This window comes from Sphingomonas sp. 179-A 2A2 NHS (assembly GCF_045371305.1).
Taxonomy (GTDB): Bacteria; Pseudomonadota; Alphaproteobacteria; order Sphingomonadales; family Sphingomonadaceae; genus Sphingomonas.
Genome location: NZ_JBIQDE010000005.1, coordinates 153,854 through 174,498 on the forward strand (window position 1 = coordinate 153,854; position 20,645 = coordinate 174,498).

Below are 20,645 nucleotides of genomic sequence, written 5' to 3' on the forward strand. Positions count from 1 at the left end.
CGCCACCGCGCGAACGCCATTGCCGCACGCGGTTGTACGGCTTTTCCGCGCTCAGCTCTCCGGATCGTCGCTGTCGCGCGACGCGATCGTCGGTGCCCCGCGATAGCCGCTGACGGTGGCCGACACCGCCTGGATCAGCTGCTGGCGCTCGCGCATCGGCCGCATCGTGTCACCGATCATCACCGCCACGGCATAGCGCCGCCCGTCCGGCGCGGTCAGGATGCCGACGTCGTTGAACCCGGCATTGCGCTGGCCAAGCTCCTGCCCCGTGCCCGTCTTGTGCGCGAGGCCCCAGCCCGGGGCGAGGCCGGCCTTCAGCCGCGCCCGTCCGGTGCGGCTCGATTCCATCGTCGAGATGAGCAGCCGGGTCGAGGTTTCCGACAGCAGCTCGCCGCGTGCCAGCCGTGCCAGCGCGTCCGCGATCGCCAGCGGCGCCGCGCCGTCGGGCGGATCGTTGATATACGCCTGCATCGCCGCCGCGCGCACCGCGGGTGACAGGCGCGATCGCATGATCTGGAACGTGTTGCCGACGCTCATCGACTGGTTCCACGTCAGCCCCGCCGTGCCCGCCTGGAGCAGCCGCTCGCCCGGGCCGAAGCGGATATCGCCCAGCTGCTTGCGCTCGATGAACGCCTTCACCGCGCTCGGCCCACCGACCAGGGTCAGCAACCGATCGTTGGCGGTATTGTCGCTCTGCGTCAGCGCGCGGTTCAGAAGGTTGCCGACGGTCGTGTTCCACACCCCGCCCTTCACCAGATAGGCGCTGGGCTGGTGGAACAGCGTCAGGTCCGCCGGCGTCACGCTGATCGGGTCGTCGAGCCGCAGCCGGCCGTTGTCCCGCTGGTCCAGCACGGTCATCGCCACCCACAGCTTGCTCACGCTCTGCTGCGGCAGGCGCTGACGGCCATTGGCGTGGACCGTCCATCCCTCGTCCACCGCGCGCACCGCGACGCCGGCGGTGCCCGGGAACTCGCGCACCAGCTGCTGGATCGCAGTCTCGATCGGCCGCGGGGCGTTATTAACAGGTAGCGGGCGCGGCGCCGGGACCGGAATAGCGACGACGTAAGCGGGCGCGGGCGCCGGCGCTCTCGAGGTCTGTGTCGGGCGCTCTTCCACCCCGCAGGCGGCGAGAGAAAGCACGCCTGCCACAGCGGCCAATCGCGCCATCATCCGTCCGTGCCTGCCCCGCCCTGTCATGGAAAGACACGCTATAGGGAAAAGCGCCATTGAAAACGGGGCCTTACCCGTTCTGCGATGAACGGCGCCTCACGCGCGATGGATGCTCGCCAGATCAGGGAACGAGCACGGTATCCACCGCCTCTTCGAGTGTTTCCGGCCAATCGAGCGTAAAATGTAGTCCGCGGCTCTCGCGCCGGTGAAGCGCGGATCGCACGATCAAGTCGGCCGTCTGCAGCAGGTTACGCAGCTCGATCAGGTCCGGCGTCACGCGGAAATGGCCGTAGTAATCTTCTACCTCGGCGGTCAGCATCTTGATGCGGTGCTGCGCCCGCTCCAGCCGCTTCGTCGTGCGCACGATGCCGACGTAGTTCCACATGAAGCGGCGGATCTCGGTCCAGTTCTGCTTGATCACCACTTCCTCGTCGGAATCGGCGACCCGACTTTCGTCCCACGGACGGATCTTCGGCACCGGCGGCAGCGCATCCCAGTGCGCCGCGATATGCTGCGCCGCCGCCTCACCGAAGACGAAGCATTCCAGCAGCGAGTTTGAGGCGAGCCGGTTCGCGCCGTGCAGCCCGCTCTCGGTGCACTCGCCCGCCGCATACAGGCCGGGCAGGTCGGTGCGCCCGTCGCGGTCCACGATGATGCCCCCGCAGGTATAATGCTGTGCGGGGACCACAGGGATCGGCTGCATCGTCATGTCGATGCCCAGCCCGATCAGCTTCTCATAGATGTTCGGAAAATGCCCGCGCACGAAATCCGCCGGCTGGTGGCTGATGTCGAGATGGACATAATCGAGGCCGTAACGCTTGATCTCGGCATCGATCGCGCGCGCGACTACGTCGCGTGGCGCGAGCTCCAGCCGCTCGGGATCATAATCCACCATGAAGCGGTGGCCGTTCAGCGGGTTGATCAGCCGCCCGCCCTCGCCGCGAACCGCTTCGGAGATCAGGAAATTCTTGACGTCGAGGTTGTAGAGGCAGGTCGGGTGGAACTGCATCATCTCCATGTTGGAGACGCGGCAACCCGCGCGCCACGCCATGGCGATCCCGTCCCCCGTCGCGCCGCGCGGCGCGGTGGAAAACAGATACGTCCGCCCCGCCCCACCGGTCGCCAGGATGGTGGCGCGCGCTGTGTACAGGTTCACATGGCCGCTCTTGCGATCCACGGCATAGACGCCCCAGACGTTGCCGGCGCCCGAATAGCGTTCCTCGTGGCGGCTGGTCGCCAGGTCAATCGCGACCTGATCGGGCACGAGCGTGATGTTGGGATGCGCCTCCGCCGCCCGCTGCAGCGCCTCCTGCACGGCCCAGCCGGTCGCGTCGTCGACGTGCACGATGCGCCGGTGCGAATGTCCGCCCTCGCGCGTCAGATGCAGCGCATTCCCCTCCTGCGCGAACGGCACGCCCAGCTTCTGCAGCCGCTCGATCGCCGCCGGCGCATTTTCCACCACGAACTCGACGATCTCGCGGTCATTGAGCCCTGCGCCCGCTACCATCGTGTCCTCGACATGGTTCTCGAACGTGTCGCCCGGCTCCAGCACCGCGGCGATCCCGCCCTGCGCCCAGGCGGTGGACCCTTCGTTGAGCGCGCCCTTCGCCAGCACGACCACCTTGAATCGAGCGGCAAGGTTGAGCGCCGCGGTTAGCCCCGCGGCACCCGATCCGACGATAAGCACGTCCGCGCTCGTCATGCGCGGCTCTGGGGAGGAAGAACCATCCGGGCTGCATGGCACGAAGCGCCGGCATCTGCCATATCGGGCAACGATGTTCCCGCGCGGCACCTGACCTTGTGAGGTGGGCGTGGGTTGGTTTGCAAGGAAGCTCCATGTCCACCTACACCGCCCGTCTCGCCGCCCTCCGCGAGCAGCTTGCCCGCCAGCAGCTCGACGGCTTCGTCGTGCCGCTGACCGACGAGCATATGAGCGAATATGTCGGTGCCTATGCGCAGCGGCTCGCCTGGCTCACCGGCTTCCAGGGCTCGGCCGGCACCGCGGTGGTGCTGCCGGCGGAAGCGGCGATCTTCATCGACGGGCGTTACACGCTTCAGGTGCGCGAACAGGTCTCGGCCGATGACTGGCAGTTCGTCGGCGTGCCGGAAACCAGCGTGTCGGGCTGGCTCGCTGGCCATGTGAAGCAGGATGCCCGGATCGGCTATGATCCCTGGCTCCACACCCGCGCCTGGGTGGACGAGGCGACGAAGGCACTCGCCACCGTCGGGGCGACGCTCGTGCCCGTCGATACGAACCCGGTCGACGCGATCTGGCCGGATCAACCGGCGCCCTCAGACGCCAAGCTCAGCGTCCATGACGACGCGCACGCCGGCCGCTCCTCCGCCGAGAAGCGCGCCGCGGTGGCCGACTGGCTGGCCGAGCAGAAGGCCGACGCGGTCGTTCTCGCCGCGCTCGAGTCGACGGCGTGGCTGCTCAACGTCCGCGGCGGAGACGTGTCGCGCACGCCCGTCGCGCTGTCCTATGCGGTGGTGAACGCCGACGGCACAGCGGACCTCTTCATCGCGCCCGAGAAGATGACCGACGAGGTTGCCAAGCACCTTGGCAATGCGGTGCGCGTACATGACCGGCGGGATTTCGCGCCCGCGCTGCAGCAGTTCGCCGGCAAGCGAGTCGCGGTCGATCCGTCACTGTCGGTCGCCGCCATCCCGCTGGCGATCGAGGCGGGCGGCGGCACGGTCGTCGCGCTGCGCGATCCGACCGTCATCCCGCGCGCGACCAAGAACCCGGTCGAGCAGGCCGGGCACCGGGCGGCCAGCCTGCGCGATGGCGCCGCCCTGGTGCGGTTCCTGCGCTGGATCTCGATCGAAGCGCCCAAGGGCGGCCAGACCGAGCTTTCCGCCGCGGCGAAACTTGAGGAATTCCGCCGCGAAACCGGGCTCCTCAAGGATCTGTCGTTCGACGCCATCTCCGCCACCGGCCCGCACGGCGCGATCCCGCATTATCACGTCACCAAGGAATCGAGCCTGCCGATCAAGGTGGGTGAGCTCTATCTCATCGATTCGGGCGGCCAGTACGACGACGGCACCACCGACGTGACGCGTGTCGTCCCGATCGGCGAGCCCACGCCTGAAATGCGCGATCGCTTCACCCGTGTGCTGAAGGGCCATATCGCGCTCGCAACGGCGGTATTCCCGCACGGAACGACCGGCGCGCAGCTCGACGCCCTTGCCAGGCTGCCGCTGTGGCAGGCGGGGCTCGATTTCGCCCACGGTACCGGCCACGGCGTCGGCAGCTACCTCTCGGTGCACGAAGGACCGGCGCGAATCGCGAAGCCGAGCTACCCGGGTGGCGGCCCATCGGAACCGCTGCTCCCGGGCATGATCCTCTCGAACGAGCCCGGCTATTACAAGGCCGGCGAATACGGCATCCGCATCGAGAATTTGCTGCTGGTCGGCGAGCGCGAGATCCCCGGCGGCGAGGCGGTGATGCTTGGCTTCGAGACGCTCACGCTCGCGCCAATCGACCGCGATCTGATCGAACCGGCGCTACTGACGGTGGAGGAGTTGTCATGGCTCAACCGCTATCACGCTCGTGTCGCGGCAACGCTCGGCCCGGTGCTGCCTGAGGCGGATCGCGACTGGCTCGCCGGCCGCTGCGCGCCGATCGGCCTCGCCTGACCGATTAAGCCGTCATTTAGGGGCTCGTCTCCAAGTGACGCGATGCGCGCGATCAGGCGTTCTTGGGCTGGGGCGGCGTCGGCTGATCGGCCGGAACCGCCGCCTGCCCGCGCGCCTGTTCCTTGCGCCTTTTGAGATTCGCCCTCAGCGCAGCGCCAAGCCGCGCGTCGCGTTCCGCCTTGCTTTCCATGTTGTTCGCTATTGCGTGGCGGCAACGCCTTGACAATCCATCGCGGCTCGTCTCTAGGGCGCCCTCCGCCAGCGGCCAAGTCGTCGCCGGCCAGTGCTGCCGTAGCTCAGTGGTAGAGCGCATCCTTGGTAAGGCTGAGGTCGTGAGTTCAATCCTCACCGGCAGCACCATTTCTTCCGATTTCTGAACCTCCCCACGCCGGGGGCTCACCAGCGCGACTCAGAAGCGCATCGACAGCGAAACCCCACCGCTCTTGGTGTCACCCCAGGGCACCAGCGAGACGTTGGGGTTGAGCTTGCGGGTGAGCAGCAGCCCCGATGCTTCGCCGATCGCCGCCCCCGCGAGCACATCACCCCAGCGGTGGCGCTTCGCCTTCACCCGCGACACCCCGACGAACACCGCCACGGCATGTGCCGGCAATCCGATCTTCCAGCCGTAGCGGTTGTTCAAAGTCGCAGCCGACGCAAAGGACATGGAGGCATGGCCCGAGGGAAAGCTGCGCTTGTCGCTCCCGTCCGGCCGGCGTGACGATATCGTCTCCTTCAGCGCCGTCTTGACGAGATAGGCGCTGCCGATGCTGGCGATCGCCTGCACGTCGCCCTTCCAGTCCCCCTTGATCGCCGGCACGCCGAGCGCTGCGACGACCAGCACGTCGCGCGCGATGCTGCCGCTGTCATCCCAGCCGTCCCGGTCCCCGGCGACCGCCGGACATGCCAGGGTCGCGCCCGCAAGGCACAGCAGGACCCGGTTTGGCGCGCGCATCATGCCTCTCCTTCTCGGCAATCCGGCGTGATCATGACTTGGCATGCATTACCCCGCAATAAGGCACTGCCCGTGCACGTGGAGAGGGTGGGCACCCGGGCCCCAGGGCTTGTGTTACGAAGACAACCCCGCCGCGCCGCTGCGCAACGCCGCTGCAACTCTCTGCTCCGCAAAAAAGCCGCCCCATCGCAGCCGAAATGCTTGATCCATGAAAGTCATCGTCACCGCCGCTCCCTTCGTCGGCCATCTTGCCCCCGTCTTGGCGCTCGGCCGCTCGCTGGTGGAGGCCGGGCATGAGGTGGTTGCCTATGCATCCAGGGCGCATCGCACCCTCGTTGAGCGACAGGGCTTCGACTTTGCCCCTTATCCTGCAGAGGCGGACGTCGACTTTTCCGACATGGGCCGCTTCTCTCCGCCGCCCAGCGCCCCGCCGCACCGCTTCGCGCAGCGCCGCCGCGGGTGGGAGATGTTGTTCGTCGGCCGCATGGCGCAAGAATACCGCGGGCTCTGCGATCTCCTCGCCCGGTTTCCCGCTGACCTCGTGATCGGCGAAAGCATGGGCTTTGCCACCCTTCCGTTGCTGATGCGCCCGCGCGCGGAACGTCCGGCAGTGGCGCATGTCGGCGCCACCTTCCTGCAATGGTCGCGGGAGGATTTCGCGCCGATCTTCTCCGGCCTGCCCCCGGCCGGCACCAACGAGGAGTATGCCGCCTATCGCGATCTGTGCGATCAGGCGAAGGAGGAATGGTTCGATCCGATCGACGGCCTGATCAACGACATGCTCGGCGATCTCGGCCTCGCCGGGCTGCCGCTCCCCTTCTATGACGCGATGATCGCGCTGCCCGATCTTTTCCTTCAGGTCGGCGTCCCCGCGCTCGAGATACCGCGCCGCGCGCCACCGCCGAACCTACGCTTCATCGGCAGCACGCCGCCGCCCGCGGCGCTGCGCGACCTTCCCGACTGGGCAGACGAACTCGACGGTACGCGCCGCGTCGTCCTGGTCACGCAGGGGACCGTCGCCAATGCCGACCTGCGCCTCATCCGCCCGACGATCGAGGCGCTCGCCGACGAACCCGGTGTCTTGGTCGTCGCAACCCTCACCGGCCAGCCGGCGGACAGCCTCGGTCCGCTTCCCGCGAATGTGCGTGTCGCTCCGTTCCTGCCGTTCGACTGGCTGATGCCGCGGCTCGATCTTCTGGTCACCAACGGCGGCTGGGGCGCGGTGACGATGGCGCTCAGCCATGGCGTGCCCTTGGTCCAGGCGGGGCTGAGCGAGGACAAGCGCGAGGTGGCGATGCGAATCAGCCGCGCCGGCGTCGGTCTAGCGCTCGGCACCGATACGCCGGGTGCACCGCAAATCGCCGCCGCGGTGCGCCACGTCCTCGCCACGCCCGAATTTGGCCAGCGCGCAGCGGCGATGGCGGCGGATTTCGCCTCGCACAGCCTCAACGGCCGCGTTGAAAGCCTCTTCACCGACCTTGTCCAGCCGGCGCTCTCCCCCGCCTGACAGCGGCAGAATTCGTCCGCGAACGTAGCGGCCGACGCCTTGCTATGCGCCGGCCGCTGCCCATGTTATCGGCAGTCATGCCATTTTCCAGTTTACCCGCGCCGCTCGCCGGCGCACTCGCCGCGCGCGGCTATGAAAAGCCTACTCCGGTCCAGGCCGCCGTCATCGAGCCCGAGGCCGCCGGACGTGATCTCATCGTTTCCGCCCGCACCGGTTCGGGTAAGACCGTCGCCTTCGGCCTCGCCATGGCGCCCGAGCTCCTCGGCGAGGATGATCGCATCATCCCGTCGCGCGAGCCGCATGCGCTGGTCATTGCGCCGACTCGCGAACTCGCGCTCCAGGTCAGCCGCGAGCTGATCTGGCTCTATGGCCCGACCGGTGCGCGCATCGTCACCTGCGTCGGCGGCATGGACGCCTCCAAGGAGCGCCGGAACCTCAACCACGGCGCGCATATCGTCGTCGGAACGCCCGGCCGCCTGCGCGACCATCTCGAGCGTGGTGCGCTGGAGCTTTCCGCGCTCAAGGTCGCGGTGCTCGACGAGGCGGACGAGATGCTCGACATGGGCTTCCGCGAGGATCTCGAGGAAATTCTCGACGGCACGCCGGAGACTCGCCGCACGTTGCTGTTCTCGGCAACCATGCCAAAGCCGATCGTGCAGCTTGCCAAGCGCTACCAGAAGGACGCGCTGCGCATCTCCACGGTGGAGGAAGACCGCGGCCATGGCGACATCAGCTACCAGGCCGTCGCGGTCAGCCCGTCGGACATCGAACATGCGGTGATCAACCTCCTTCGCCTGTACGAGGCGGAGACGGCGATCTTGTTCTGCGCGACGCGCGACAACGTCCGCCACCTCCACGCCAGCCTGGTCGAGCGCGGCTTTGCCGCCGTGGCGCTGTCGGGCGAGCATAGCCAGAATGAGCGCAACGCCGCGCTCCAGGCGCTGCGCGATCGCCGCGCCCGCGTCTGCGTCGCGACCGACGTCGCCGCGCGCGGCATCGACCTGCCGAGCCTCAGCCTCGTCATCCACGTCGAACTGCCGCGCGACGGCGAGACGCTTCAGCACCGTTCGGGCCGCACCGGGCGTGCCGGCAAGAAGGGCACCGCCGTGCTCATCGTGCCGTACCAGCGCCGTCGCTGGGCCGAATCGATGCTGCGCAACGCCAAGATCCCGGTCGAATGGGTTCCGGCACCCACGCCCGAGGACGTGCGCGCCAAGGATCGCGAACGGCTGCTGGAACAGCTGCTTGCGCCGATCGAAGTGGAGGAAGAGGATCAGGCGCTCGCCGAGCGGCTGATGGCGGAGAAGACGCCGGAGGAAATCGCCGGTGCCCTCGTCCGTGCCTATCGCGCCGCCATGCCCGCGCCGGAGGAGATCGTTGCCGCGACGCCGGAGGCACACCGTGCCGCCCAGCGCGAGAAGCACCGCCCGGGCTTTGACGATGTGGTCTGGTTCCGCATGAACCTCGGCCGCCGTCAGAACGCCGATCCGCGCTGGATCCTGCCGCTGATTTGCCGCCGCGGCAATCTGACGAAGAACGATGTCGGCGCGATCCGCATCGGGCCGAACGAAACCGCCTTCCAGGTCCCGCGCGCGCTGGCTGCGAAGTTCCAGTCGGCCGTGGCCAAGACTGCGAGCCCCGAGGACGACGTGCTGTTCGAGGTTTCGGACCGGCCGATGAGCGGCGGCACCGTCCCGCCGCCGGCGGGAGCCCGCCAGTATCAGCGCGGGCCGGCACGTAGCGGCCCCTCGCGCGGCGGCCCGGCGCGGGGCGGGCCACGCCGCAGCAACGACCGTCACTGATGACGCTGGCGCCCCGCTGACCGGCGGGGCGCCACGCATCCTCTCGCCCACAAATTAATCGCGTCGACTTAATTCCCGTTGCACGCGCCTGGCGCCGTCTCTACCCCAAACACAAACGGCCATCAGTGCCATGGGGAGAGTAAGATGCGCACGATCCAGTTGCAGAAGCCCGGCGGCCTCGATCGCCTTCAGGTCACCGAGACCGAACGGGTCGCCCCCCGCCGCGGCGAGATCGTCGTGCGCGTCCGCGCGAGTTCGCTCAACTTCCACGATTATGCCGTCGTCATGGGCATGATCCCAACACCCGACGGCCGCGTCCCCATGTCGGACGGCGCCGGCGAGGTGATCGAGGTTGGCGAAGGCGTGACCGAGTTCGCGGTCGGCGACAAGGTCGTCTCCACCTTCTTCCCGCACTGGATGGATGGCGAGCCGGAGCGGGAAGTGATGGGCGATGTCCCCGGTGACATGGCGGATGGCTTCGCGCGCGAATATGTCACCAATGCCGCCACCGCCTTCACCCGCGCGCCTGCAGGCTATTCGGATTCGGAGGCGGCGACGCTCACCTGCGCCGGCCTCACCGCATGGCGCGCGCTGGTCGTCAACGGCAACGTCAAGGCCGGCGACACCGTCCTCGTCCAGGGCACCGGCGGCGTCTCGATCTTCGCACTTCAGTTCGCCAAGGCGGCCGGCGCCCGCGTCATCGCCACGTCGTCCTCCGACGAGAAGCTCGAACGGCTTCGCAGCATGGGCGCCGATCACCTCATCAACTACAAAAGCCAAGAGCATTGGGGCGAGGTCGCGCGTGGCATGACGGGCGGCCGCGGCGTCGACCATGTCGTCGAGATCGGCGGCTCGGGCACCATGCCGCAGTCCATCATCGCGACACGCACCGGCGGCCACATCTCCCTGATCGGCGTGCTTGCGGGCATTGGCGGGCACATCCCCACGGTGATGGTGATGCACAACAACCAGCGGATTATCGGCCTCACCGTCGGTGCCCGCCGCCATCAGCAGGACATGGTCCGCGCGATCGAGGCGAACGGCATCAAGCCCGTGATCGACCGTCACTTCCCGCTCGAACAGATCGCCGACGCCTTCCGCCACCAGGAATCCGGAAAGCATTTCGGCAAGATCGTGCTCGACATCTAGGACCCGCGCCTAGCCGGGCGTCGGGATGACCCGCCGTTCGGCCAGCCGGCCGAGCCACTTGGCGAACATCGCCTCGGTATCGATGCATCCGCCAAAGCCCGCCTGCCGCAGCTTGATCGTGCTTACCAGCACCGGCGCACGCGCCGCCTTGGCCGGCGCATGAATGCCGAACAACAGGTCGGCATAATGGTGCGATTTCCCCATCAGGTCCCGCAAGGGTCCGGCGCGCAGCCCATGTCGCGCTACCAGCCCGTCCCACACGCTTTCATGCTCCCGCAGGAAATCGACCAGCGCGAACGGCTCGCCATAGGCCGGCTCCAGCCCCACCGCGCGCGCTATCGCCGGCCATGTATCGGCCCACGTGAAAACATCTCCATTGGTGATGTTGAACGTCTCGTCCCGTGCCGCGGACGCCTCGCTGGCCCATAGCAGCGCATCCGCGATAAGGTCGGCGTCCACCGCTTCGCTGAGGCCTCCTGGCCGTCCCGGATAAGCGAACGGCAGGCCCAGCTCGCGGCAGATTGCGGCATAGGCGCCAAGCACCGGCACGATGTTCATCGCCACGCCGCTCGCGCCGCCGAACACCACCTGCGGTCGCCAGATCGTCAGCGCCCAGTCAGCCAGGGCACGGCGGGCGCGCATCCAATCTTCCTGCAGCCAGTAGAAATTGGCGTGGCGATCGCGCGGCCAGCTTTCCCGCGCCGGCACCGGTATCTGGTGCAGATGCGCGCCATAGGCCTTGGTACCCTGGAATACGCTGACGTGGCGCAGTTCCTGCGCGGCTTCCAGCATCGGCGTCATCAGGTTGCGCATCATCGCTAGGTTGGTGTCCATCTGGTCCTGCTCGAACCAGCCGGCATAGAGCCCAGGCTTTTCGTACAGCGCGGCGTACACGACATGGGTGACGCCCGCGAAGCGCCCGGCCGCCGCGCGGCAGGCGTCCTCGTCCAGCAGGTCCAGTGACACATGTTCGTAGGCGGTTTGCGGGATCACGTCCGGCGCCCGGCGCGATACGCCGATCACTCGCCATCCGTCCTCGGCGAAGCGCGCCACGGCCGATTGCCCGATCACGCCGCTCGCCCCTGCGATCAGCACCGTTGGTGCGCGCATCATCCCTCTCCCGCCACAACCAACCGCGTTTCGCGGCTTTGATCTGCGGCATTGCCATTGCAACACCCGAAGGGATAGTGCGGCAATATTCTTGCCGTTTCCGGGGGTTCCATGAAGTTCTACGCCGCGTCGTTCGTTTCCCTTATTGCGCTCGCGGCACACGGAGCGCCCGCCCAAGTCTCCACTCAGGCCCCGCCCACCGCGCAGACGCAGGCGCCGGAAGACCGCAGTGTGCAGCAGGCACCGCCCAGCGATGCGCTCCCCACGCCGGTTGCTCCTTCCACGGCTTCCGTCGCGCGCAGCCAGCCGGCAGCGGCGGGCAAGGCCGCCAAGTGGGACGTGAACGCCCCCGCCGGCGCCACCATCCGCCAGGTGCCGATCCGCACCAACGAGGGCAGCTGGATGGACGTGGACGTCAGCCCCGACGGGCGCACCATCGCCTTCGCGCTGCTGGGCGACATTTACACCATGCCGATCACCGGCGGCACGCCGACGCGGATCGCCGAAGGCCTCGCCTATGAAGTGCAGCCGCGCTTCTCGCCCGATGGCCGCCGCATCGCCTTCACCTCGGATCGCGGCGGTGGCGACAATATCTGGGTCATGAACCTCGACGGCAGCGACAAGCGCCAGGTGACGCGCGAGGATTTCCGCCTCCTCAACCAGCCGAGCTGGAGCAAGGACGGCCGCTTCATCGTCGCCAAGAAGCATTTCACCACCGGCCGCTCTCTCGGCACCGGCGAAGTGTGGATGTATCATGTCTCCGGCGGCGCCGGCGTCCAGCTGGTGAAGCGCCCCAGCGAAGCGCACCAGAAGGAGCTTGGCGAGCCGATCTACGCCGCGGACGGCAGGTCGGTCTTCTACACGAAGAACGTCACGCCCGGCCCGATCTTCGAATATGCACAGGATTCGAACACCGGCCTGTTCGATATCGAGCGCTACGATCTCGAAACCGGCGAAGTCAGCAAGGCCGTCACTGGTGCTGGCGGCGCGGTCCGCCCGACGCCGTCGCCCGATGGCAAGAAGATCGCCTTCGTCCGCCGCGAAGCGACCCGCTCGAAGCTCTACGTCAAGGATCTCGCTTCGGGTGAGGAGCGCAAGATCTACGACGATCTCGATCAGGATTCGCAGGAGACCTGGGCGGTCACCGGCGTCTATCCGAACATGGCGTGGCTGCCCGACAATTCGGGGCTGGTCTTCTGGGCCAAGGGCAAGATCCGCCGCATCAACGCCGACGGCAGCAATGCGCGCGAGATCCCGTTCACGATCAACGACACCCGCGGCGTGATCGATGCGCCGCACCCGCAGATCGCGGTCGCGCCCGATCGCTTCACCACCGCCATGCCGCGCTTCGCCAGCGTCTCGCCCGACGGCCTCCAGGTCGTGTTCGAAACGCTCGGCAAATTGTGGGTGAAGCCGGTCGCCGGCGGGGCCGCACGTCGCCTCACTCGCGGCGACGACGGCTTCGAACTGTTCCCCAGCTGGTCGCGTGACGGCAAGACCCTGGTCTTCGTCTGCTGGACCGACGATGGCCTCGGCCGCATCCGCGTGGTCGGCGCCGCTGGCGGCACGCCGCGTGACGTGACGAGCCAGCCCGGCCATTACGCCCGCCCGCGCTTCTCGCCCGATGGCAAGACGATCGTCTTCGAGCGCACCAGCCATGGCGGGCTCACCAGCCCGAAATGGTCAGAGGATGCCGGCGTGTACCGGGTCGCGGCTACCGGCGGCGCGATCAGCCGCATCGCGCTCGGCGCCGCCTCGCCGCAATTCGCCGCCAGCGGCGACCGCATCTTCATGCTCGAGGATGAGCGTAAGGACGGCAAGTCGGTGCGCCAGCTCGTCAGCACCGATCTGTCGGGCCAGGCGAAGCGCGCCCATGCGAATGGCGAGCTTGCGACCGACTATATCGTCTCGCCGACCGGCGAGTACGTCGCCTTCCGCCAGAATTACGCGGCCTATGTCGTGCCGCTGATGCCGGGCGGCCAGTCGGTCGGCCTGTCGCCGGACGCGAAGGCGCTGCCGGTCACGCGCGTCAGCGCGGGCGGCGCGGATTACATCCACTGGTCGAACGATGGCACGCGCCTCCACTGGAGCCTCGGGCCGACGCTCTACACCGTCGATACCGCGCAGCTCTTCCCCGCCGAACCGCGCGCGGAGGGGGCGCCCGGCTTCGTCCCGCCGACGACCGGCGTCAGCCTCGCGATGGAGCAGGCGGCGGTGAAGCCCAGCGGCACCGTCGCGATCACCGGCGCGCGGCTCGTCACCATGGCGGCCGAGGATGGCGGCATCATCGACGATGGCGTGGTGGTGATCCGCGGTGATCGCATCGTCGCGGTCGGCCCGCGCGCCTCGACGCCGATCCCCGCCGGGGCCACGACGGTCGACGCCGCCGGCAAGACGATCATCCCCGGCCTCGTCGATGCGCACGCGCACGGCCCGGCGGGGAGCGACGAGCTGGTGCCGCAGCGCAACTGGTCGATGATGCAGAACCTCGCCCTCGGCACCACGACGATCCACGATCCCTCGAACCGTTCGAGCGAGATCTTCACCGCGTCGGAATATCAGCGCGCCGGTCTGATCCTCGCGCCGCGCATCTTCTCCACCGGCGAAGTGGTGTACGGTGCCAAGGCGGCCGACGTGTATGCGCAGATCGACAGCCTCGACGATGCGCTCTCGCACGTGCGCCGGCTGAAGGCGCAGGGCGGCCACAGCGTGAAGAACTACAACCAGCCGCGTCGCGATCAGCGCCAGCAGGTGACCGAGGCGGCCCGCCGCGAGAACATGCAGGTGGTCGCCGAGGGCGGCTCGCTCTACGGGCTCGACGTCACGCATATCGTCGACGGCAATTCGACGCTCGAGCACAACATCCCGCTCGAGACCTTCTACGACGATCTGCTGCAGCTCTTCTCGCAGTCGAAGACCAACTATACGCCGACGCTCATCGTCAGCTTCGGCGGCCTCGCGGGTGACCCCTACTGGCGCCAGGAGACCGACGTCTTCGCCCATCCGCTGCTTCAGGCGCACACCCCGCCGGCGCGGCTGCGCGCCGACAACGCCCGCCGCATCAAGGCGCCGGAGGGCGACTATTTCGACGACGACAATGCCCGCGAGGCGCACAAGCTCGCCAAGCGCGGCGTGCTCGTCTCGATCGGCGCGCACGGCCAGCAGGCCGGCATCGGCGCGCATTGGGAGTTGTGGTCGTTCGTGCGCGGCGGGATGACCCCGCTGGAGGCGCTGCGTGCCGGCACGATCGTCCCTGCGCAATCGCTCGGCATGGCGAAGGATATCGGCTCGCTCGAAGTCGGCAAGCTCGCCGATCTCGTCGTGCTCGATGCTGACCCGACGACCAACATCCGCAACAGCGACAAGGTCGCGCAGGTGATGCTCGGCGGGCGGCTCTATGATGCCAGGACGCTGAACGAAGTCGCGACCGGCACCGCCAAGCGCGGCCGCTATTTCTGGGAAACCAGCGCCGCCAACTGATTGCCGCCTTCGCGCTCGCCCGCCCGTGGGCGAGCGCCCTTTCCCCTTCAGGAGATCTTGAATGGATCGTCGCACTTTCCTCGGCAGCACCGGCGCCGCCGCGCTCGCCGCCAGCATCCCCGCGGCCGCCAATGCAGCCGCCGCTGCCACCGCAGCCACCGGCACCAACCCCAATGACGCGAAGCTGCGCACGCTGCTCGATCGCATCTTCTACGATCGCATCGATGCCAGCCCCGAAGGCGCCACCGCGCTCGGCCTCGACGAGGGCGCCCGTGCCCCGCTCAAGAGCAAGCTCAGCGACGCCTCGGCCAAGGGCGCCGCGGCCGAGCTCGCGCAGGCCAGGCGCGAACTGGCCGAGCTGCGCACGATCAACCCCGCCTCGCTCTCACCGGCGGCAAAACTCGATTACGAGGTCGTCCTCTACCAGCTCCAGCGCAGCATCGCGGGCGGGGAGCGCTTCACCTATGGCGCCAGCATGGGCCGGTTCGCGCCCTTCATCGTCACCCAGCTGACCGGCGCCTATCGCGAAGTGCCGGACTTCCTCGATTCGCAGCATCGCATCAAGGATGCCGCCGATGCCGACGCCTATGTCGCGCGCGTAGCGGCCTTCGCCACCGCGATCGATCAGGATACCGAGCGCCAGCGTGCCGATGCGGCGCGCGGCGTGTTCGCGCCCGATTACATCCTCGATACCACGCTGAAGCTGATGGGCTCGCTGCGGGATCAGCCGGCCGCCGCCACCGTCCCGGTCACCGCGCTCGTCACGAAGCTCAAGGCCGCGAACCTCACCGATGCGCGGGTCGCGGAAGCGACGAAGATCATGAACGATCAGGTCTTCCCCGCGCTCGATCGCCAGCGCGCGCTCGTCACCGAGCTGCGCGGCCGCGCGACGCATGATGCGGGCGTGTGGCGCCTGCCCGACGGCGAGGCTTATTATGCCGCCAGCATTGAGGCCGCGACCACCGTCGCCATGTCGGGCGAGGAGGTTCACCGCCTCGGCCTGCAGCAGGTGGCCGAGATCAGCGGCCGGATCGACACGATCCTCAAGGGCCAGGGAATGACGCAGGGCAGCGTCGGCGAGCGGCTCGTCGCGCTCAACAAGCGCCCGGATCAGGTCTATCCCAACACCGACGCTGGTAAGGAACAGCTGATCGCGCAGCTCAACGCCCAGGTCATCGCCATGTCGAAGCGGCTCCCCGAACAGTTCGGCACGCTGCCCAAGGCACCGGTCGAGGTGCGCCGCGTGCCCAAGTCGATCGAGGCTGGCGCGCCCGGCGGCTATTATCAGAATGCGACGCTCGATGGTTCGCGCCCCGGCATCTATTACATCAACCTGCGCGACAGCTTCGATCGGCCGAAGTTCGGCCTTGCGACGCTGACGCATCATGAGGCGGTGCCCGGCCACCACCTCCAGGTGATGCTGGCACTCGAATCCGAAAGCATCCCGCTCCTGCGCCGCAACGGCGGTTTCAGCGGCTACACCGAAGGCTGGGCGCTCTATTCGGAGCAGCTGGCGGACGAAATGGGCATGTACGAGGGCGATCCCCTCGGCCAGGTCGGCTACCTCCAGTCGCTGCTGTTCCGCGCGACGCGCCTCGTGGTCGATTCAGGCATGCACCACAAGCGCTGGAGCCGGGAGAAGGCGACCGATTATTTCATCGCCACCACCGGCATCGCGCGCGGCCGCAGCCAGAACGAGATCGATCGCTACACCGTCTGGCCGGGCCAGGCGACGAGCTACAAGATCGGCCACACCGTCTGGGCCCGTCTGCGCGATGCTGTGAAGGCGAAGCAGGGCGCCGCCTTCGATCCGCGCCAGTTCCATGCCGTGCTTCTCGACGGCCCCCTCCCGCTCACCATCCTCGAACGCATGGTGACGGAGCGCATGCTGAAGGCCTGACGCCAAACCTCCCCTCCGGCGTGCGGGAGGGGTCCTAAAATCTCTCCTCGCGTTTGTGGGGGGCGGGGGGATGGTTTGTCGCCAACGCCTTCCGCGCGACCGCCATGCCCCCCCTTCGCCTCGCGCCTGTCGAAGGGCGCGCGCCAAGCGCCATCGCCTACACCCCGTATCTCGACTACGCTCGCCACGAACGGTGAAGAAACCGGATCGCAATGAGAGAGGTACGAATGAAAACCTACGACGATGTCGTGAACGGCCGCCGCAGCATCCGCGGCTTCAAGCCCGATCCCGTGCCCCGCGCGCTAATCGAGGAGATCATCGCGCTGGCCTCCCGCGCGCCCTCGTCGCTTAACACGCAGCCGTGGAACTTCACCGTCGTCACGGGCGAGCCGCTCGATCGCATTCGCCAGGGCAACACCGAACGCAATCTCGCCGGCGTCCCGGACTCGCGCGAATTCCGCAAGGGCGAGAATTACGGCGGTGCGCATCGGGAACGGCAGATCGAGATCGCCAAGCAGTTGTTCGGCGCGATGGGCATCGCGCGCGACGACAAGGAAAAGCGCCACGATTGGGTGCTGCGCGGTTTCCGTCAGTTTGATGCGCCGGTCTCGATTGTCGTCACCTACGATCGCGTGCTCTTGGGCAGTGACATCGCACCGTTCGATTGCGGCGCCGTGGTCAACGCACTCGTCAACGCTGCCTGGTCACGCGGCCTCGGCTGCGTCATCAACAGCCAGGGGATCATGCAGTCACCGGTGGTGCGCGAACATGCCGGTATCCCCGACGATCAGGTGATCCAGACCTGCGTCGCCATGGGCTGGCCCGACGAAAGCTTCCCCGCCAATGCCGTCGTCTCCCGGCGCAAGCCGGTCAGCGAGGCCGCCCGCTTCGTCGGCTTCGCCGAGTAACCAACCCGGCGCCCCGGCGATGCCGGGGCCGGACGCGCTGCGCCCTCCCGTTCGTCCCCTCGCGACGTTGAGGGGTAGGCGGCGAGGCATCTCACCCGGCCTCGCGCGCCGGGAAGTCGTAAACCCCGCCCACCTCTGCCGCCACGAACCGCTCGCGCGCGATCCCTGCCGCTGCCAGTGCCTCGCCCAGCGCCTCCCGCGGCGCCTCGCGTGCTTCGTCGGTCAGCTTGAACGTGCCCCAATGGATGCCGAGCGCACGTCCCACCCCGGCGGCGGTGAAGATCCGCACCGCTTCCTCCGGGTTCACATGCTGCGGCGCCATGAACCAGCGCGGCTCGTACGATCCGATCGGGATCAGTGCGACGTCAGGGCGGCCCAGCCGCTCGCGCACCGGCGGAAAGATCGCCCCGTCGCCATAGCCGGTGTCGCCGACGAACCACACGCTGCCCGCCGGCGTCGTCAGATAATGGCCGGCCCACAACGCCATCCGAACGTCGTTCAGCCCCCGGTTCGCCCAATGATATGCCGGCGTCAGCGTCGTCGCGAAGCCATCGAACAGCGGCAACCCGTCCCACCAGTCCCCGACGATGCAGCGCGCGCCCGGCACCGCCCCGCGCACGATTGTGTCATTGCCCAGCGGCATCGCCATCACCGGCGCATGCACCGCCTGCAGCCGCCGCAGCGTCGCCACGTCGAGATGATCGTAATGGCAATGGCTGATCAGCACCGCATCGATCGGCGGCAGATCCTCGAACGCAATGCCGGGCGCCGTCACTCGCTTCGGCCCGATGAACTGGAACGGGCTCGCGCGCTCCGACCACAAGGGATCGGTCAGGATGTTCCGCCCCGCCGCCTGGATCAGCAAGGATGCATGGCCGACCATCGTCACGCGCAGGCCGTCGACGCGCGACTCGGGCTTCGCCTGTGTCACCGGCACGTGCGGCGCCCACGGCACCCCGCTCCCGTCACGTCGCCAGCGCAGAATATCGCGAAAGCCGCGGTCGTTCAGCGGCTGGTTCGGATTGAAGAAGCGCACGCCATCGAAATGGTCGCTCACCGGCCCGGTATAATATCGTTTGCGCGTCATTGACCGGCCTGTCCCTCCGCCCACGCATCAGCGTGCCATGACGCGTGAACCGCCCGCGCCCGTCGCTCGTTCCCGCCGCGTGCCCGACAAGCAACCCGCCCCGCGCCTCTTCTTCACGGCCGACACGCATTTCGGCGATCATCGCACCATCAACATCCAGCGCCGGCCGTTCTCCTCGGTCGCGCAGATGGACGCAGCACTGATCCAGCGCTGGAACGCGGTGGTCGCGCCCGATGACGTGGTGTGGCACCTCGGCGATGTCGCGCGCCGCGCGGCGGATGTTCCCGCACTCCTTGCGCAGCTCAACGGCACCAAGCACCTGCTGCGCGGCAACAACGATCCCGATGCGACGCTCGCCTCGGCCGGCTGGTCCAGTGTCGGCGATTATGCTGAGCTTGAGGTGGACGGTCGCCGCCTCGTTCTGTGCCATTATCCATTCCGATCGTGGAACGCGCAGGGCCGCGGCGCGCTCAACCTTCATGGTCACAGTCACGGGCGATTGAAGGCGATGCCGCGGCAATATGACGTCGGCGTCGACGCCCAGGATTTCGCCCCCCTCACGCTCGCGCAATTGCTCGCGGGCGGCAGAAAGGAAGCTTCTCATGGCAGATGATCGGCGCGGCCGGGCCGTCCCCAGCGGGCGCCTGTCGCGCTTCGGCAGTTTCGGGCGGCTCGCCGGCGGCGTCGCCGGCGGCATGGTGGCGGAGGGCGCACGGCGCCTGGCGTCGGGCGAGCGCCCGCGCGTCAGCGACATGCTGCTCACCCCCGCCAACGCCACCCGCGTCGCCGATCAGCTCTCCAACCTGCGCGGCGCGGCGATGAAGCTCGGGCAGATGATCTCGATGGACGCGGGCGATCTTCTGCCCGCGGAGCTGACGCAGATCCTCTCGCGGCTGCGCGACAATGCGCATCACATGCCGCCGCAGCAGCTCGATCGCGTGCTCACCGGCGAATGGGGCCGCGAGTGGCGCCGCCGCTTTCGCCATTTCCAGGCGCACCCGATCGCCGCCGCCTCGATCGGCCAGGTCCACCGCGCCGAGCTGCCAGACGGCCGCATGCTGGCGATCAAGGTGCAATATCCCGGCGTGGCGGAAAGCATCGATGCCGACGTCGACAATGTCGCGACTCTGCTGCGCGTCTCCGGCCTGCTTCCGCGCGAACTCGATATCGCGCCGCTGCTTACCGAGGCGAAACGGCAGCTTCATGAAGAGGCCGATTACGTCCGCGAACGAAGCATGCTCGATCGCTATCGCGGCTTGGTCGATCAGGATCCCGCCTATGTCCTGCCCGCCGCCGCGCCCGAACTCAGCACGTCGCGCGTGCTGGCGATGGATTTCATCCCCGGCGAACGGATCGAGACGCTGGAGGATGCCCCGCAGGAACAGCGCGATCGCGCTGCGGCGGCGCTCGTCTCGCTCGTCCTGCGCGAGTTGTTCGAGTGGGGCGTCATGCAGACCGATCCCAATTTCGCCAATTATCGCTGGCAGGGCGACAGCGAACGCCTGATTCTGCTCGATTTCGGTGCGACACGGCAGGTGCAGCCCGAAACCCAGCAGGGCTATCACCGCCTGCTGATGGCCGCCCTTGATGGCGACAAGGATCGCGTGCGTCAGGCGGCGGTCTCGGCGGGCTTCGTCGGCGCCGCCGCCGCGGAACGCCACCACGCCATTGTAGATCGCATGATCGCTGTGTTCCTCGCCGAACTGTCGCGCCCCGGCCCGTTCGACTTCGGCGACCGCGCCTTCGTCGCCGTGCTGCGCGAGGAAGCCGCAGTCATGGCGCAGGATCGCGGCACTTGGCACCTGCCTCCGATCGACACCCTGTTCGTGCAGCGAAAGGTCAGCGGCACTGCCCTTCTCTGCGCGCGGCTGAAGGCGAAGGTCGACATACGGACAATGATCGAGAAGTTTCGCCCCGCCTTCTGATCCGCCGGAACGCCCG

The 20,645-nt window shown here is 68.0% G+C and carries 15 protein-coding genes and 1 tRNA gene; 10 read left to right on the plus strand and 6 right to left on the minus strand.

All coding sequences use genetic code 11. From position 1 onward, the window contains the following. Positions 1-51: 51 nt before the first annotated feature. Entirely contained in the window at positions 52-1,167 is a 1,116-nt protein-coding gene (locus ACH0AE_RS12675; protein WP_406875781.1) for a serine hydrolase, read from the minus strand. A gap of 124 nt (positions 1,168-1,291) precedes the next feature. Continuing rightward, the gene (gene nadB, locus ACH0AE_RS12680) at positions 1,292-2,872 is read right to left on the minus strand and encodes an L-aspartate oxidase (protein ID WP_294444479.1); all 1,581 of its coding nucleotides are present in this window, start codon (positions 2,870-2,872) and stop codon (positions 1,292-1,294) included. A 134-nt stretch (positions 2,873-3,006) separates the two neighbouring features. On the opposite strand from nadB, the gene ACH0AE_RS12685 reads away from it, so the two are divergent. Next, entirely contained in the window at positions 3,007-4,809 is a 1,803-nt protein-coding gene (locus tag ACH0AE_RS12685) for an aminopeptidase P family protein (RefSeq protein WP_294444480.1), read from the plus strand. 52 nt (positions 4,810-4,861) lie between these two features. Here the strand turns inward: ACH0AE_RS12685 and ACH0AE_RS12690 are convergent, their stop codons facing one another. Beyond that, a complete protein-coding gene (locus tag ACH0AE_RS12690; protein ID WP_294444481.1) occupies positions 4,862-4,999 on the minus strand; it encodes a hypothetical protein in 138 nt (45 codons plus the stop codon). Between the two features lie 95 nt (positions 5,000-5,094). Between ACH0AE_RS12690 and ACH0AE_RS12695 the strand changes: the two genes are divergently transcribed. Then, a tRNA-Thr gene (locus ACH0AE_RS12695) sits at positions 5,095-5,169 on the plus strand. Positions 5,170-5,218: 49 nt separating this feature from the next. On the opposite strand, the gene ACH0AE_RS12700 is transcribed toward ACH0AE_RS12695, so the two are convergent. Beyond that, a complete protein-coding gene (locus ACH0AE_RS12700) occupies positions 5,219-5,761 on the minus strand; it encodes a phosphatase PAP2 family protein (RefSeq protein ID WP_294443045.1) in 543 nt (180 codons plus the stop codon). Between the two features lie 208 nt (positions 5,762-5,969). On the opposite strand from ACH0AE_RS12700, the gene ACH0AE_RS12705 reads away from it, so the two are divergent. The 3 genes from ACH0AE_RS12705 to ACH0AE_RS12715 all read left to right on the plus strand — a co-directional run bounded on the left by ACH0AE_RS12705 (position 5,970) and on the right by ACH0AE_RS12715 (position 10,219). After that, entirely contained in the window at positions 5,970-7,268 is a 1,299-nt protein-coding gene (locus tag ACH0AE_RS12705; RefSeq protein ID WP_294443044.1) for a glycosyltransferase, read from the plus strand. Between the two features lie 77 nt (positions 7,269-7,345). Beyond that, entirely contained in the window at positions 7,346-9,070 is a 1,725-nt protein-coding gene (locus ACH0AE_RS12710; RefSeq protein WP_294443043.1) for a DEAD/DEAH box helicase, read from the plus strand. A 144-nt stretch (positions 9,071-9,214) separates the two neighbouring features. Next, positions 9,215-10,219, plus strand: a complete 1,005-nt coding sequence (locus ACH0AE_RS12715; RefSeq protein WP_294443042.1) for an NAD(P)-dependent alcohol dehydrogenase — start codon at positions 9,215-9,217, stop codon at positions 10,217-10,219. Positions 10,220-10,228: 9 nt separating this feature from the next. Here the strand turns inward: ACH0AE_RS12715 and ACH0AE_RS12720 are convergent, their stop codons facing one another. Then, complete coding sequence (locus ACH0AE_RS12720; RefSeq protein WP_294443041.1) at positions 10,229-11,329, minus strand: SDR family oxidoreductase; 1,101 nt, start codon at positions 11,327-11,329, stop codon at positions 10,229-10,231. 111 nt (positions 11,330-11,440) lie between these two features. Between ACH0AE_RS12720 and ACH0AE_RS12725 the strand changes: the two genes are divergently transcribed. The 3 genes from ACH0AE_RS12725 (at position 11,441) to ACH0AE_RS12735 (ending at position 17,617) form a co-directional block, all read left to right on the plus strand. Next, positions 11,441-14,809, plus strand: coding sequence for an amidohydrolase family protein (locus tag ACH0AE_RS12725; RefSeq protein WP_294443040.1), 3,369 nt, complete (start codon positions 11,441-11,443; stop codon positions 14,807-14,809). A 61-nt stretch (positions 14,810-14,870) separates the two neighbouring features. Continuing rightward, the gene (locus ACH0AE_RS12730) at positions 14,871-16,709 is read left to right on the plus strand and encodes a DUF885 family protein (protein ID WP_294443039.1); all 1,839 of its coding nucleotides are present in this window, start codon (positions 14,871-14,873) and stop codon (positions 16,707-16,709) included. 227 nt (positions 16,710-16,936) lie between these two features. After that, positions 16,937-17,617 carry a nitroreductase family protein gene (locus ACH0AE_RS12735; RefSeq protein ID WP_294443038.1) on the plus strand — a complete coding sequence of 227 codons (681 nt, stop codon included), beginning with the start codon at positions 16,937-16,939 and terminating at the stop codon, positions 17,615-17,617. A 91-nt stretch (positions 17,618-17,708) separates the two neighbouring features. On the opposite strand, the gene ACH0AE_RS12740 is transcribed toward ACH0AE_RS12735, so the two are convergent. Continuing rightward, a complete protein-coding gene (locus tag ACH0AE_RS12740; protein WP_294443037.1) occupies positions 17,709-18,704 on the minus strand; it encodes an MBL fold metallo-hydrolase in 996 nt (331 codons plus the stop codon). A gap of 37 nt (positions 18,705-18,741) precedes the next feature. On the opposite strand from ACH0AE_RS12740, the gene ACH0AE_RS12745 reads away from it, so the two are divergent. Both ACH0AE_RS12745 and ACH0AE_RS12750 read left to right on the plus strand, forming a co-directional pair. Then, positions 18,742-19,317 carry a metallophosphoesterase family protein gene (locus ACH0AE_RS12745; protein WP_294443036.1) on the plus strand — a complete coding sequence of 192 codons (576 nt, stop codon included), beginning with the start codon at positions 18,742-18,744 and terminating at the stop codon, positions 19,315-19,317. Beyond that, complete coding sequence (locus ACH0AE_RS12750; protein WP_294443035.1) at positions 19,307-20,629, plus strand: AarF/ABC1/UbiB kinase family protein; 1,323 nt, start codon at positions 19,307-19,309, stop codon at positions 20,627-20,629. Before ACH0AE_RS12745 ends, ACH0AE_RS12750 begins: the two co-directional genes overlap by 11 nt. The last annotated feature ends 16 nt before the right edge of the window (positions 20,630-20,645 follow it).

Bases quoted from the DNA above. Each gene is read 5' to 3' on its own strand.
- ACH0AE_RS12750 (WP_294443035.1), top strand. From the start codon at position 19,307: ATGGCAGATGATCGGCGCGGCCGGGCCGTCCCCAGCGGGCGCCTGTCG.
- ACH0AE_RS12740 (WP_294443037.1), bottom strand. From the start codon at position 18,704: ATGACGCGCAAACGATATTATACCGGGCCGGTGAGCGACCATTTCGAT.
- ACH0AE_RS12675 (WP_406875781.1), bottom strand. From the start codon at position 1,167: ATGGCGCGATTGGCCGCTGTGGCAGGCGTGCTTTCTCTCGCCGCCTGC.
- ACH0AE_RS12745 (WP_294443036.1), top strand. From the start codon at position 18,742: ATGACGCGTGAACCGCCCGCGCCCGTCGCTCGTTCCCGCCGCGTGCCC.
- ACH0AE_RS12715 (WP_294443042.1), top strand. From the start codon at position 9,215: ATGCGCACGATCCAGTTGCAGAAGCCCGGCGGCCTCGATCGCCTTCAG.
- ACH0AE_RS12710 (WP_294443043.1), top strand. From the start codon at position 7,346: ATGCCATTTTCCAGTTTACCCGCGCCGCTCGCCGGCGCACTCGCCGCG.
- ACH0AE_RS12720 (WP_294443041.1), bottom strand. From the start codon at position 11,329: ATGCGCGCACCAACGGTGCTGATCGCAGGGGCGAGCGGCGTGATCGGG.
- ACH0AE_RS12700 (WP_294443045.1), bottom strand. From the start codon at position 5,761: ATGCGCGCGCCAAACCGGGTCCTGCTGTGCCTTGCGGGCGCGACCCTG.
- ACH0AE_RS12690 (WP_294444481.1), bottom strand. From the start codon at position 4,999: ATGGAAAGCAAGGCGGAACGCGACGCGCGGCTTGGCGCTGCGCTGAGG.
- ACH0AE_RS12705 (WP_294443044.1), top strand. From the start codon at position 5,970: ATGAAAGTCATCGTCACCGCCGCTCCCTTCGTCGGCCATCTTGCCCCC.
- ACH0AE_RS12735 (WP_294443038.1), top strand. From the start codon at position 16,937: ATGAAAACCTACGACGATGTCGTGAACGGCCGCCGCAGCATCCGCGGC.
- ACH0AE_RS12685 (WP_294444480.1), top strand. From the start codon at position 3,007: ATGTCCACCTACACCGCCCGTCTCGCCGCCCTCCGCGAGCAGCTTGCC.
- ACH0AE_RS12730 (WP_294443039.1), top strand. From the start codon at position 14,871: ATGGATCGTCGCACTTTCCTCGGCAGCACCGGCGCCGCCGCGCTCGCC.
- ACH0AE_RS12725 (WP_294443040.1), top strand. From the start codon at position 11,441: ATGAAGTTCTACGCCGCGTCGTTCGTTTCCCTTATTGCGCTCGCGGCA.
- nadB (WP_294444479.1), bottom strand. From the start codon at position 2,872: ATGACGAGCGCGGACGTGCTTATCGTCGGATCGGGTGCCGCGGGGCTA.